Genomic DNA, 12,400 nt, shown 5'->3' on the forward strand with positions numbered 1-12,400 from the left:
GGTTTTCCGGTTGGCCGCAAGGCTCCTGCCGCTGTAAGGCAGGCGTTCGTCATTGAATGGCCTGGATCGGATCTTGTACTGGCTCATCCCAACCCACGTGACCTTTGGTAGGGGTCACCACTAGGAGAGGAGGCGCCATGCCAACTATTACTCTTCCCGACGGCAGTCAACGTTCATTCGATCACCCGGTTTCCGTAGCCGAGGTCGCCGCATCCATTGGTGCCGGTCTGGCCAAAGCCACCCTGGCCGGCAAGGTCAATGGCCAACTGGTCGACGCCAGCGACATCATCAGCAGCGACGCGACCCTGCAAATCATCACGCCAAAGGATGAAGAGGGGCTGGAGATCATTCGCCACTCTTGCGCTCACCTGGTGGGTCATGCGGTCAAACAGTTGTACCCGACTGCGAAAATGGTCATCGGTCCGGTCATCGACGAAGGCTTCTATTACGACATCGCCTTCGAACGTCCTTTCACTCCGGACGACATGGCCGCTATCGAACAGCGCATGCAGCAGCTGATCGAGAAAGATTACGACGTCATCAAGAAAGTCACTCCGCGCGCCGAAGTGATCGAAGTGTTCAAGGCCCGTGGCGAAGACTACAAGTTGCGCCTGGTCGAGGATATGCCGAACGAACAGGCCATGGGCCTGTACTATCACGAAGAATACGTCGACATGTGCCGCGGTCCGCACGTGCCGAACACACGCTTCCTGAAATCCTTCAAGCTGACCAAGCTGTCCGGTGCCTACTGGCGCGGCGACGCCAAGAACGAGCAATTGCAGCGCGTTTACGGCACCGCCTGGGCAGACAAAAAGCAGCTGGCGGCTTACATCCAGCGCATCGAAGAAGCTGAAAAGCGCGATCACCGCAAGATCGGCAAGCGTCTGGGCCTGTTCCACACCCAGGAAGAATCCCCGGGCATGGTGTTCTGGCATCCGAACGGCTGGACTCTGTACCAGGTGCTCGAGCAGTACATGCGCAAGATCCAGCGCGACAACGGCTACCTTGAGATCAAGACTCCTCAAGTCGTTGACCGCAGCCTGTGGGAGAAATCCGGGCACTGGGCCAACTACGCCGACAACATGTTCACCACTCAGTCGGAAAACCGCGACTACGCCATCAAGCCGATGAACTGCCCTTGCCACGTGCAGGTGTTCAACCAAGGCCTGAAGAGCTACCGCGAGCTGCCGATGCGTCTGGCCGAGTTCGGTGCCTGCCACCGTAACGAGCCGTCGGGTGCGCTGCACGGCATCATGCGCGTACGTGCGTTCACTCAGGACGACGCCCACATCTTCTGCACCGAAGAGCAGATGCAGGCTGAATCCGCTGCATTCATCAAGCTGACCATGGACGTTTACCGCGACTTCGGCTTCACCGATGTCGAGATGAAACTGTCCACTCGTCCGGAAAAACGCGTCGGTTCCGACGAGCTGTGGGATCGCGCTGAGGCAGCACTGGCTGCAGCCCTTGATTCTGCGGGCCTGCCGTACGATCTGCAGCCGGGTGAGGGTGCGTTCTACGGTCCGAAGATCGAGTTCTCGCTGAAAGACTGCCTTGGTCGGGTCTGGCAATGTGGTACTCTGCAGCTCGATTTTAACCTGCCTGTCCGTTTGGGCGCTGAATACGTCTCCGAAGACAACAGCCGCAAACACCCAGTGATGTTGCACCGTGCGATCCTCGGTTCCTTCGAGCGTTTCGTCGGGATTCTGATCGAGCACTACGAAGGTGCGTTCCCTGCCTGGCTCGCGCCAACGCAGGCAGTGATCATGAATATCACTGATAAACAGGCAGATTTTGTTGCAGAAGTTGAAAAAACTCTCAACGAAAGCGGATTTCGTGCCAAGTCCGACTTGAGAAATGAAAAGATCGGCTTTAAAATCCGCGAGCATACTTTGCTCAAGGTTCCCTATCTCTTGGTAATCGGAGATAAGGAAGTCGAGATGCAGACTGTCGCTGTGCGTACTCGTGAAGGTGCTGACCTGGGCTCGATGCCCGTCGCCCAGTTCGCTGAGTTTCTCGCGCAAGCGGTTTCCCGGCGTGGTCGCCCAGATTCGGAGTAATTATTATTAAGCGTGAAATGAGACAAGATAAACGAGCTGCACCGAAAGCCCCGATCAACGAGAATATCTCGGCACGCGAGGTTCGGTTAATTGGGGCTGAAGGTGAACAGCTTGGGATTGTGTCAATTGAAGACGCGCTTCTTAAGGCTGAAGAGGCCAAACTGGATTTGGTGGAAATTTCCGCCGATGCAGTACCCCCTGTTTGCAAACTGATGGACTACGGCAAATCGATCTTCGAGAAGAAGAAACAGGTTGCCGCAGCCAAGAAAAACCAGAAGCAGATTCAGGTTAAAGAAATCAAGTTTCGTCCAGGGACGGAGGAAGGGGATTACCAGGTAAAACTGCGCAACCTGGTACGTTTCCTGAGTGATGGGGACAGGGCCAAGGTATCCTTGCGATTCCGCGGCCGTGAGATGGCCCACCAGGAGCTGGGGATGGAACTCCTCAAGCGGGTTGAAGCTGACCTGCTCGAGTACGGTTCGGTCGAACAGCATCCTAAGATGGAAGGACGCCAGCTGATCATGGTCATCGCCCCGAAAAAGAAGAAGTAATCAACAGGGCACGGCAGGCCTTCTGATTATGTTTATCAACTGAATGCGGAGTATCCGAACATGCCAAAAATGAAAACCAAAAGTGGTGCTGCTAAGCGGTTTCTGAAAACTGCTAACGGTATCAAGCACAAGCACGCTTTCAAGAGCCACATCCTGACTAAAATGTCGACCAAGCGTAAGCGTCAACTGCGCGGTAGCAGCTTGCTGCATCCGTCTGACGTGGCAAAAGTCGAGCGCATGCTGCGCCTTCGTTAATTTTAGTCAAGAATAGAGGAAGTAACTCATGGCTCGTGTAAAGCGTGGCGTCATTGCCCGTAAGCGTCACAAAAAAATTCTGAAACTTGCTAAAGGCTACTACGGCGCACGCTCCCGCGTATTCCGTGTTGCCAAGCAAGCGGTAATCAAGGCAGGCCAATACGCCTACCGTGACCGTCGTCAGAAAAAACGTCAGTTCCGCGCTCTGTGGATCGCTCGTATCAACGCTGGTGCTCGTGTTAACGGTCTGTCCTACAGCCGTTTCATCGCTGGCCTGAAAAAAGCGTCCATCGAGATCGACCGTAAGGTTCTGGCTGATCTGGCAGTGAACGAAAAAGCGGTGTTTGCTGCGATTGTCGAGAAAGCTAAAGCCACCTTGGCTTAAGTACCCCCGACAATCACCCGGTCTCACTTCCGTGGGGCCAGGTGGTAAACGTCTTAAATAGGGGAAGAGCCTTCAAGCTCTTCCCCTATTTTGTATCTGGAGTCTGTACATGGAAAACCTGGATGCGCTGGTCTCTCAAGCACTAGAGGCTGTGCAAAGCGCTGAAGATATCAATGCCCTGGAGCAAATCCGGGTTCAATACCTTGGCAAAAAGGGTGAATTGACTCAGGTGATGAAGACCCTGGGGAATTTGCCGGCAGAAGAGCGTCCGCAAGTCGGCGCCCTGATCAACGTTGCCAAGGAACGTGTTACAGGCGTTCTCAATGCGCGCATGGCTCTGTTTGAAGAAGCCGAACTGGCTGCCAAACTGTCTGCCGAATCCATTGACGTGACATTGCCGGGCCGTGGCCAGACCTCCGGTGGTCTGCATCCGGTGACCCGGACTCTGGAACGTGTCGAGCAGTTCTTCACCCGCATCGGCTACGGCATTGCCGAAGGCCCTGAGGTCGAAGACGACTATCACAACTTTGAAGCGCTCAACATCCCAGGCCATCACCCGGCCCGGTCGATGCATGACACCTTCTATTTCAACGCCAACATGCTGCTGCGCACTCATACCTCGCCGGTACAGGTCCGCACCATGGAATCGAAACAGCCGCCGATCCGCATCGTCTGCCCAGGCCGCGTGTATCGCAGCGACTCCGATATCACCCACTCGCCGATGTTCCACCAGGTCGAAGGCCTGCTGGTTGATCGCGACATCAATTTTGCCGATCTCAAAGGCACCATCGAAGAATTCCTGCGGGTGTTCTTCGAAAAAGAGCTGGCCGTACGTTTTCGCCCTTCGTACTTCCCGTTCACCGAGCCGTCCGCTGAAGTCGATATGGAATGCGTGATGTGCAGCGGTAAAGGCTGCCGTGTCTGCAAGCAGACTGGCTGGCTGGAAGTGATGGGCTGCGGCATGGTTCACCCGAACGTGTTGCGCATGTCCGGCATTGATCCGGAAGAGTTCTCCGGTTTTGCTTTCGGCATGGGTGTCGAGCGTCTGGCCATGCTCCGTTACGGCGTAAACGACTTGCGTCTGTTCTTCGACAACGACTTGCGGTTCCTCGCGCAATTTCGCTAGTCGTAACGAATTCTTAGGAGAGCAGGATGAAATTCAGTGAACAATGGCTGCGTGGCTGGGTTAGCCCGCAGGTAAATCGCGACGAGCTGGTTGCTCGTCTGTCGATGGCTGGCCTGGAGGTCGATAGCGTGACCCCGGCCGCCGGTGTATTCAGCGGCGTGGTGGTGGGCGAGGTGCTAAGCACCGAGCAACACCCTGATGCCGACAAGTTGCGCGTGTGCCAGGTCAGCAATGGCGCGGAAACCTTTCAGGTCGTGTGCGGAGCGCCAAACGTGCGTCCGGGTCTGAAGATTCCGTTCGCCATGATCGGTGCCGAACTGCCGGGCGACTTCAAGATCAAGAAGGCCAAGCTCCGTGGCGTCGAGTCCAACGGCATGCTCTGCTCGCAAGCCGAGTTGCAGGTCGGTGAAGGCAATGACGGTCTGATGGAACTGCCGGCCGATGCGCCGGTGGGCGAAGATTTCCGTGTGTACCTGGATCTGGAAGACGCCAGCATCGAGGTCGACCTGACCCCGAACCGCGGCGACTGCCTGTCCCTGGCCGGTCTGGCCCGTGAAGTCGGCGCGCTGTACGACGCGCCGGTCACCCGTCCGGTGGTCATGAGCATTCCTGCCGTGCACGACGAAGTGCGTTCGGTAGAAGTGCTGGCATCAGCGGCATGCCCACGTTACCTGGGGCGCGTTATCCGTAACGTTGATCTGTCCAAGCCGACACCGCTGTGGATGGTTGAACGTCTGCGCCGCGCCGACGTGCGCAGCATCGACGCTGCCGTCGACATCACCAACTACGTGATGCTCGAGCTGGGCCAGCCACTGCACGCCTTCGATCTCGCCGAAATCAACGGCGGCATCCGTGTGCGCATGGCGGAAGAGGGCGAGAAGCTGGTACTGCTCGACGGTCAGGAAGTCAGCCTGCGTAGCGATACGCTGGTGATTGCCGACCACACCCGCGCGCTGGCGATTGCCGGTGTCATGGGTGGTGAGCACAGCGGTGTGTCCGCGACCACTCGCGACGTATTCCTGGAATCCGCATTCTTCGACCAGATCGCTGTCGCTGGCAAGGCTCGGTCCTACGGTCTGCACACCGATGCGTCGCACCGCTACGAGCGTGGCGTCGACTGGCAACTGGCCCGTGAAGCCATGGAGCGCGCCACTGGCCTGCTGCTGGACATTACTGGCGGCGAAGCCGGCCCGATCATCGAGACCGTCAGCGAGCAGCATCTGCCGTCGATCGCACCGATCACCCTGCGTTCCCAGCGCATCACCCAGATGCTCGGTATGGAAATGGATTCCGCGCAGGTCAAGCGTTTGCTCGGCGGTCTGGGTCTAGGTATTGCTGCCGATGGCGAAGGCCAGTGGCGTGTAGAAGTGCCAAGCCATCGCTTCGACATCAGTCTGGAAGTCGATCTGATCGAAGAACTGGCGCGTCTGTACGGCTACAACCGTCTGCCGGTTCGTTACCCGCAAGCGCGTCTGGCGCCGCAAGCCAAAGCAGAAGCGCGTAGTGATCTGCCGGAGCTGCGCCGTCTGCTGGTGGCTCGTGGTTATCAGGAAGCGATCACTTACAGCTTCATCGATCCGCGTCAGTTCGAGCTGTTCAACCCGGGCGTTGAGCCGTTGTTGCTGGCCAATCCGATCTCCAATGACATGGCGGCCATGCGTTCGTCGCTGTGGCCGGGTCTGGTCAAAGCGCTGCAGCACAACCTCAACCGTCAGCAAGATCGCGTGCGTCTGTTCGAAAGCGGTCTGCGCTTCGTTGGTCAGCTGGAAGGCCTGAAGCAAGAGCCGATGCTGTCCGGTGTGGTTTGCGGTAGCCGTCTGCCAGAAGGCTGGGCACAAGGTCGCGACACCGTCGATTTCTTCGACGTCAAAGCTGACGTGGAAGCGGTGCTGGGCTTTGCCGGCGCACTGGATTCGTTCACCTTCACACCGGGCAAACACCCGGCGCTGCACCCGGGTCAAACCGCACGCATCGAGCGCGAAGGGCGTGAAGTCGGCTTCATCGGCGCCATCCACCCGGAATTGTCGAAAGCGCTGGGTCTGGATCGTCCAGTCTTCGTTTTCGAGCTGGTTCTGGCTGAAGTGGCACTCGGTAAAATGCCGAAATTCCACGAGTTGTCGCGCTTTCCTGAAGTGCGTCGTGACCTTGCACTGATTGCGCACAAAGACGTCGCGTCCGCAGCCGTACTGGACGTAATCCGTGAAAATGCAGGCGAATGGCTCACAGATCTCAGGCTGTTTGACGTGTATCAGGGTAAAGGTATTGATCCTGATAGAAAAAGCCTTGCAGTTGGCTTGACCTGGCAGCATCCATCGCGCACTCTTAATGACGATGAGGTGAATTCGACGACGCAAAATATCCTCACCTCGCTCGAACAAAGGTTGAACGCCACGTTAAGGAAGTGACGTATGGGGGCTTTGACGAAAGCTGAGATGGCGGAACGTCTGTATGAAGAGCTGGGCCTGAACAAGCGGGAAGCCAAGGAATTGGTCGAACTGTTTTTCGAGGAAATCAGGCACGCTCTTGAAGACAACGAGCAGGTCAAATTGTCCGGTTTCGGCAATTTCGACCTTCGGGACAAACGCCAGCGGCCTGGCCGCAACCCGAAAACGGGGGAAGAAATCCCGATCACGGCTCGCCGTGTGGTCACCTTTCGTCCAGGGCAGAAGTTGAAGGCCCGAGTTGAGGCTTATGCTGGAACCAAGTCATAACGACGAACTACCCGTCATCCCTGGCAAACGCTACTTCACCATCGGTGAAGTCAGCGAGCTGTGTGCCGTAAAGCCACACGTGCTGCGCTACTGGGAGCAGGAGTTTCCTCAACTCAACCCAGTCAAACGCCGCGGAAACCGCCGGTATTATCAGCGCCAGGACGTGCTGATGATCCGGCAAATCCGCGCGCTCCTTTACGATCAAGGTTTCACCATCGGCGGCGCACGCCTGCGTTTGTCCGGCGATGAAGCCAAAGACGACACGACCCAATACAAGCAGATGATTCGGCAGATGATTGCCGAATTGGAAGATGTACTGGTGGTTCTCAAGAAATAAAAAGCGGCGTTTGAATACTTCCAGTTTTCAAACGCTTGCGCTATATTCTTGAGCGTTCTTCGAGGTGGAGAGCGAGTTGCAAGACCAGTCGGGGCGTAGCGCAGTCCGGTAGCGCACTAGCATGGGGTGCTAGGGGTCGAGTGTTCGAATCACTCCGTCCCGACCATATTTTTCAATGACTTAGCCCAATCTGAAAAGGTTGGGCTTTTTCATGCTTGGGGAGTTTTGAGGGGGCATCCCGTTTCTCTCCTCAAGATAGTCGGCGGCAGTCCTCTCGAATTGATTGCCCTCGATGCGGACTCAGCCAACGGCTGCGTGGGTCATGCTGTCGTATACGCATGACTGCACCGATGCATGCTAGATGTCGATGAAAGCCATTACTCCCGATGCTAGACGACATTGCTTCTAGAGTGTCGCGTGGGCGCCAATAAAATCTCTTGCTCTACAACTTAGCACTTTCGAAATAGCGCTATAGTGCTGATGTTACTTTGTGGGTCTGGTATATAGAAGTATATAGGCCGTAAGTATCTTTGACGCCAAGAAATATCGAACTATAGTTTTTTTGCTGCAGACAAAATTCTATTTCTTGGATGATGAGGTGTTGCTAAATGGAAAGTAAAATTCATGCAAATAAGGGCTGGCAGCGTATCGGGAAAATTCCATCGGCAGGTAATCTTTATGCAGATGGTACATGGTGCTTCAATACTCGCGAGCGAGACGCCAGAACCTGTGATGCTAAAGGATATGGTGTAGGCAAGGGCAACTACTACATTATGAATATTGATAAGGGGGACAAGAAATATCCTTATAGCGGTGAGAAGGCAATAGTGGGGCAGGCAATATTTAGAGTCGGCGAGAATGGATCGCCAGAGGCGCTGGGTCTGCGAGGGGAGTTTAGGGGGGGGGAGGATGTGTGGATGATGATCAATGACACGTTCGACGGCCTTGATGACAATGACGGTTCCCTCCAACTCAGGTTTGTTCCGGCGGGAGGACGGTCGCTAGACCCGACAAACTCTCTCGGTGATCCCATCGGTACTCAATATCCAAAGGACACGTTCACGAACTAAGAATGATTGCGTGGTTCTTGGTGTTTCTATTCGTGCGGGATGATGATGTTCTCACGTTCCAATAGTTTTCGTTCGATTTAACTTTGCTGGCTGTGCAGTTGTTGGGTTTTTCTGGTGCTACAAATCAATAAAGTCGGGGGGTGGGGGCGAGCACAAACAGGAGGTGCCACTAAGCGACTATCAGAGTCACTCTGTCCCGTTCGTTTAATTCATTTAAAAGGCCAGTGCATTCTGTATTGGCCTTTTTAGTACGTGTCTCTTTATGATATGCCAGCGCGGCTAACTTGTAGTCATTGGCAATCACCATTGAAGATCAGGTACGGGTTGATTCTAAGCGTGAAACACCATTAAAAATCAGAGATCGCCTCTGTACGAGAACTGATGCCTTCCTCGACATCTGATTTCTCCCGTCTATGCGTAGTAGAGGCTCAGCGCAATCAGCTCAAACACAGCCACAAATACGCAGAACGCAACGAATCTTCGGGTAAACACCCGGCGAGGCTTTTCATAGCCTTGATAGTTACTGAATGCGCTGCAAAGGTTTCCCAGAAAATCAATAAAGTCCATCAATCCTGCATCCTCGCCTGCGTGCTTCATGCATTTAGAAAAGCCCTGGCACACGCCAAGGCTTTTTCGTTGCTGACGCCACCGCCAATAAATCTCAGGACGATCCAACCCTGTCGTCCCGCACCTGCATCAGTGCAAACCCCAGAAGATTCAGGCCTTTCCACAGATTCGGATCGTTCACGTCTGCGTGATCCTGCGCGAGCCCAATTCCCCAAATGGCATCAACCGGGCTCGCTTCGACAATGACCCGGGATCCGGTGCGCATCAGGAATTCGTTCAGTTCCGGATTTTGGGAAAACTTGGCTTGGTTTGCCTGGACGACGATGTCGTATCGGTGTTGCAGCCAGAGTCGGTCGTTGAACCCGCGCACTTTGCGGCCGAGGGCTTTGGCGGCGTTCGGGGTCGGGGCCTGGAGCACTTGTGCACGAATTTCCTGATCGTCGAACAACGCTGCCTTCTCGGCCATCATGAAGTGTTCGGCTGTCGGGTAGCGTTGCCCCTCGACAACGAATTCGGCTTCGTACCACTGGCTGAAGCACGAAGCCGTGACGGCGTCTTTGCTTCGCTGGTGTCCCCAGAAAAAAGTGAAATCCAGAGGCTCTCCAGCGTTGAAGCGAGCGCGTAGATCTTCGAGAAGTTTAGAGTCGTGCAATGAGATTTCCTCGGTAACTGACGTTCGACGTTACAGTTGCTGTGCGTGTCAGGGCAATACGCAATATTGCCCAGAGACTAATCCAATGGGCCCAAGACCTGGCGGTAGTGTTCTTCGCCTTGAGGCGTCTGCCGGGTCAGGCGGATTTCCAGGCCTTGGGGGTTTTCTTTGCGGTTGCCGCTGAGCTGGCGCCACCCCATCTGCGGTTCCCAGACGCGCACTTGCAGATCGCTGATTCTGTCGAGCACCGCCACTGCCTGTTTCGGCGCAGGCAGCGGGTAGCGATCACGTGGCGCGGCGGCGGCGCGGTACAGGGTTTGATCTTTCAACCACCAGCGCACGCGCTGCAAGCCGTTCTGCGAGGTGGCTGCACTGCGAATCACGTCAAGACGAAAGCTCTGGTCGTCGGCACTGCGCACGCTGATTGCCGCTGGCTGCCCGGATCGTTCGTCATCGTTGTCGTTCAACAGTGGTTCGCGCAGTTCGATGCTGGCGCGCAAGGCGATATCTCGTTCCAGTTGATGCAGCGTGCGCAGCAGTGCTTCGGTGTGTTCGGTGCTCGCCTGCAGGTGCGTGTCGGCGCGGCTCACGCTGTCCAGACCGCGCCAGGCAATCAGGCTGACGATCGCCATGAGCAGGATCGCGACCATCACTTCGATCAGGGTAAAACCCTCTTGCCGGTTATTCATGGCTGGTTGGCCAAGGTCAATTTGCCCGTGGCTGTGCGCTGCACGGTGAGCGTGTTCTGGCCGTCCGAGAGTTGCAGTTGCACGGGTGAATCGAACCACTCGGCGTTCAGTATCAGCGGCTGCCTGGGTGTCACTCGGACCTTCAGCGATGGCGTTTCCCAGTGACGAGGGCGCAGTTGCGGATCGGCGAGAAAGTGATCCAAGCCTGGGCCTTGTTCATTGCGACGACTGAAACGAAAGCCGTTTTTGTCCGCCAGCCAAGTGATCGGGCGTCCATCGGCCAGGGCTTCGGCATGGGCAATTTGCAGCAACTGGATCAAGCGATTGGCGTCCTTGCGCAGCAGTTGCGCTGGGTCAGGCTTGATACTCAGGCTGATGGCGGCGCTGGCAATACCGATGATGATCAACACCACCATCAATTCGATGAGGGTGAAGCCCGTTTGTCTGTCCTTGCTCATACCGCAACGTTCCTTCGTTGTGAATCCATCCTGGCGGATTCGAACCTTCAATCCGGATAGAAAAGCGAATGTTGTCCTGTAGACTGCGACGCAGGACAACAGGGAGGTTGGGTCTTGGCATTTACTTTTCGCTTATCCGCAATGCAGCTTGTGCAATCGGTGGCGCTGATCGCGGCGCTGGCAGGGGGACTGTTCTGGTCCGCGCTGTTGCTGACGCCGGCCGAATCCCACGTTCCGGCGGTGGACCCCCAAGTGTTGCCGACGCGCGCCGACACAGCGGCTTTGCAGTGGTTTTCCAACCAGCCGGCACCGTTGGATATCAAGGTTTCCGGAGTGCTGGCAGGGGCGCACGCCGCGGTGGCAATTCTAAGTCTCAACGACGGTCCGCCGCGCAGTTTTCTGGTGGGTGATCGCTTGACCCAGGGGGTGCGCGTGATAGCCATTGAGCAGGATGCAGTGGTCATTGAGCGTGGCGCGGAACAGAGCCGATTAAAAGTCAGCACGCTGCCAGACTCGCCATCGCTGCCTCGACTGACTCGACCCTGAGCAGCGTCATTGGCGCTTTTCCTGCGGCCGGCCGAGTAAGGTTTCGAGTCGCGCCAGGGGTGGTGCCTGACGTTCGCGATCGGAAACCAGCAGCGTCACGCGCATCAATCGTCCATCGGTGCTCGGCGTCACGTGTTGATCGCAGTGCAGTTGCAGGCGACCTTGATCACAGTCGAAGGTTTTCAGTCCCGGGGCAAAGTCTTCTTCCAGACGCAGTTCGGCGAGCCGGGTCTGCGCCGCCAGCAAAGCGATCGAGCGATCGCGCAACAGGCCATTGCTCTGGGTCATCAGCCCCGCAACGCGAACGGCCGCAGACATGGCCACGGCGATGATCGCCAAGGCCACCAGAACCTCGATGAGGGTGAAACCTCGCTCCTTGCGCAACGCTTCCATGCTTGTCTCTGCGGTTGAAACCGGCCCGCAGAATAACACCCGTCCTTTGGCGAATGTGCAGAAAAACAGTGCGTTAATGATTGTTGTACGATGACTGGCTTTTGTTACACTGCGCGCCGAATGTAATCATGCCAAGGAAGGTTGAAATGGATTTCGCGCGCGTCAAATCTCAGTCCGCAGACCGTCGAGGTCAGCAGGGTTTCACCCTGATCGAAATCATGGTGGTGGTGGTCATCCTCGGCATTCTGGCGGCGATGGTCGTGCCCAAGGTGCTCGACCGACCTGATCAGGCCCGAGCCACTGCGGCAAAACAAGACATCGCCGGCCTGATGCAGGCGCTCAAACTCTACCGCCTCGACCACGGCACTTATCCGACGCTGAATCAGGGGCTCAAGGTGTTGGTGGAGCGTCCGGCGGATGCGAAAAACAGCAACTGGCGCTCTTATCTGGAGCGCTTGCCCAACGACCCGTGGGGTCGTCCTTACAACTATCTGAATCCTGGCGCGAACGGTGAGATCGACATCTTCTCCCTCGGCGCAGACGGCCAACCCGACGGCGACGGCGTCAATGCCGATATTGGTTCCTGGCAGCTCTGAGAGC

General features: G+C 56.3%; 15 protein-coding genes and 1 tRNA gene. 12 read left to right on the forward strand and 4 right to left on the reverse strand.

The window, feature by feature from the left end:
* Positions 1 to 137 precede the first annotated feature (137 nt).
* The 10 genes from thrS to AC5SEM_RS06730 all read left to right on the forward strand — a co-directional run bounded on the left by thrS (position 138) and on the right by AC5SEM_RS06730 (position 8,495).
* The gene (gene thrS, locus AC5SEM_RS06685; protein ID WP_007913488.1) at positions 138 to 2,060 is read left to right on the forward strand and encodes a threonine--tRNA ligase; all 1,923 of its coding nucleotides are present in this window, start codon (positions 138 to 140) and stop codon (positions 2,058 to 2,060) included.
* A complete protein-coding gene (infC, locus tag AC5SEM_RS06690) occupies positions 2,060 to 2,611 on the forward strand; it encodes a translation initiation factor IF-3 (protein WP_170947229.1) in 552 nt (183 codons plus the stop codon). Before thrS ends, infC begins: the two co-directional genes overlap by 1 nt.
* Before the next feature lie 60 nt (positions 2,612 to 2,671).
* Entirely contained in the window at positions 2,672 to 2,866 is a 195-nt protein-coding gene (gene rpmI, locus AC5SEM_RS06695; protein WP_002553160.1) for a 50S ribosomal protein L35, read from the forward strand.
* A 28-nt stretch (positions 2,867 to 2,894) separates the two neighbouring features.
* Positions 2,895 to 3,251, forward strand: a complete 357-nt coding sequence (gene rplT / locus AC5SEM_RS06700; protein WP_007913489.1) for a 50S ribosomal protein L20 — start codon at positions 2,895 to 2,897, stop codon at positions 3,249 to 3,251.
* 109 nt (positions 3,252 to 3,360) lie between these two features.
* On the forward strand, positions 3,361 to 4,377 hold the full coding sequence (gene pheS / locus AC5SEM_RS06705; protein ID WP_003226365.1) for a phenylalanine--tRNA ligase subunit alpha: 1,017 nt from the start codon (positions 3,361 to 3,363) through the stop codon (positions 4,375 to 4,377).
* A 26-nt stretch (positions 4,378 to 4,403) separates the two neighbouring features.
* Positions 4,404 to 6,782, forward strand: coding sequence for a phenylalanine--tRNA ligase subunit beta (gene pheT / locus AC5SEM_RS06710; RefSeq protein WP_495472434.1), 2,379 nt, complete (start codon positions 4,404 to 4,406; stop codon positions 6,780 to 6,782).
* Positions 6,783 to 6,785: 3 nt separating this feature from the next.
* A complete protein-coding gene (gene ihfA, locus AC5SEM_RS06715) occupies positions 6,786 to 7,088 on the forward strand; it encodes an integration host factor subunit alpha (RefSeq protein WP_002553164.1) in 303 nt (100 codons plus the stop codon).
* A complete protein-coding gene (locus AC5SEM_RS06720) occupies positions 7,069 to 7,425 on the forward strand; it encodes a MerR family transcriptional regulator (RefSeq protein WP_003179985.1) in 357 nt (118 codons plus the stop codon). Before ihfA ends, AC5SEM_RS06720 begins: the two co-directional genes overlap by 20 nt.
* Before the next feature lie 89 nt (positions 7,426 to 7,514).
* Positions 7,515 to 7,591, forward strand: a tRNA-Pro gene (locus AC5SEM_RS06725).
* 442 nt (positions 7,592 to 8,033) lie between these two features.
* On the forward strand, positions 8,034 to 8,495 hold the full coding sequence (locus AC5SEM_RS06730) for a hypothetical protein (protein WP_137217965.1): 462 nt from the start codon (positions 8,034 to 8,036) through the stop codon (positions 8,493 to 8,495).
* Positions 8,496 to 9,156: 661 nt separating this feature from the next.
* Here AC5SEM_RS06730 and ybiA read toward each other — a convergent pair.
* From ybiA to AC5SEM_RS06745, 3 genes are all read right to left on the reverse strand, one after another.
* Complete coding sequence (gene ybiA, locus AC5SEM_RS06735) at positions 9,157 to 9,714, reverse strand: riboflavin biosynthesis intermediates N-glycosidase (protein WP_495472435.1); 558 nt, start codon at positions 9,712 to 9,714, stop codon at positions 9,157 to 9,159.
* Between the two features lie 77 nt (positions 9,715 to 9,791).
* Entirely contained in the window at positions 9,792 to 10,403 is a 612-nt protein-coding gene (locus AC5SEM_RS06740; protein WP_137217962.1) for a PulJ/GspJ family protein, read from the reverse strand.
* On the reverse strand, positions 10,400 to 10,861 hold the full coding sequence (locus AC5SEM_RS06745) for a GspH/FimT family pseudopilin (protein WP_495472436.1): 462 nt from the start codon (positions 10,859 to 10,861) through the stop codon (positions 10,400 to 10,402). Before AC5SEM_RS06745 ends, AC5SEM_RS06740 begins: the two co-directional genes overlap by 4 nt.
* Before the next feature lie 114 nt (positions 10,862 to 10,975).
* Here AC5SEM_RS06745 and AC5SEM_RS06750 point away from each other — a divergent pair, with 114 nt between their 5' ends.
* Entirely contained in the window at positions 10,976 to 11,407 is a 432-nt protein-coding gene (locus tag AC5SEM_RS06750) for a type II secretion system protein N (protein WP_077572024.1), read from the forward strand.
* A gap of 6 nt (positions 11,408 to 11,413) precedes the next feature.
* On the opposite strand, the gene gspI is transcribed toward AC5SEM_RS06750, so the two are convergent.
* Positions 11,414 to 11,800 (reverse strand): type II secretion system minor pseudopilin GspI, encoded by a 387-nt coding sequence (gspI, locus tag AC5SEM_RS06755; protein WP_495472437.1) that lies wholly within the window; start codon positions 11,798 to 11,800, stop codon positions 11,414 to 11,416.
* Between the two features lie 146 nt (positions 11,801 to 11,946).
* Between gspI and gspG the strand changes: the two genes are divergently transcribed.
* Positions 11,947 to 12,396: a type II secretion system major pseudopilin GspG gene (gspG, locus tag AC5SEM_RS06760; protein WP_116031066.1), complete on the forward strand. Its 450-nt coding sequence runs from the start codon at positions 11,947 to 11,949 to the stop codon at positions 12,394 to 12,396.
* Positions 12,397 to 12,400: the final 4 nt, after the last annotated feature.

The organism is Pseudomonas sp. CH61 (assembly GCF_059429415.1).

What these genes read in the sequence shown, in the direction of transcription:
- gspG (WP_116031066.1), top strand. Translation starts at nt 11,947, where the DNA reads ATGGATTTCGCGCGCGTCAAATCTCAGTCCGCAGACCGTCGAGGTCAG.
- AC5SEM_RS06745 (WP_495472436.1), bottom strand. Translation starts at nt 10,861, where the DNA reads ATGAGCAAGGACAGACAAACGGGCTTCACCCTCATCGAATTGATGGTG.
- AC5SEM_RS06720 (WP_003179985.1), top strand. Translation starts at nt 7,069, where the DNA reads ATGCTGGAACCAAGTCATAACGACGAACTACCCGTCATCCCTGGCAAA.
- gspI (WP_495472437.1), bottom strand. Translation starts at nt 11,800, where the DNA reads ATGGAAGCGTTGCGCAAGGAGCGAGGTTTCACCCTCATCGAGGTTCTG.
- thrS (WP_007913488.1), top strand. Translation starts at nt 138, where the DNA reads ATGCCAACTATTACTCTTCCCGACGGCAGTCAACGTTCATTCGATCAC.
- rpmI (WP_002553160.1), top strand. Translation starts at nt 2,672, where the DNA reads ATGCCAAAAATGAAAACCAAAAGTGGTGCTGCTAAGCGGTTTCTGAAA.
- pheT (WP_495472434.1), top strand. Translation starts at nt 4,404, where the DNA reads ATGAAATTCAGTGAACAATGGCTGCGTGGCTGGGTTAGCCCGCAGGTA.
- rplT (WP_007913489.1), top strand. Translation starts at nt 2,895, where the DNA reads ATGGCTCGTGTAAAGCGTGGCGTCATTGCCCGTAAGCGTCACAAAAAA.
- ihfA (WP_002553164.1), top strand. Translation starts at nt 6,786, where the DNA reads ATGGGGGCTTTGACGAAAGCTGAGATGGCGGAACGTCTGTATGAAGAG.
- AC5SEM_RS06740 (WP_137217962.1), bottom strand. Translation starts at nt 10,403, where the DNA reads ATGAATAACCGGCAAGAGGGTTTTACCCTGATCGAAGTGATGGTCGCG.
- AC5SEM_RS06730 (WP_137217965.1), top strand. Translation starts at nt 8,034, where the DNA reads ATGGAAAGTAAAATTCATGCAAATAAGGGCTGGCAGCGTATCGGGAAA.
- pheS (WP_003226365.1), top strand. Translation starts at nt 3,361, where the DNA reads ATGGAAAACCTGGATGCGCTGGTCTCTCAAGCACTAGAGGCTGTGCAA.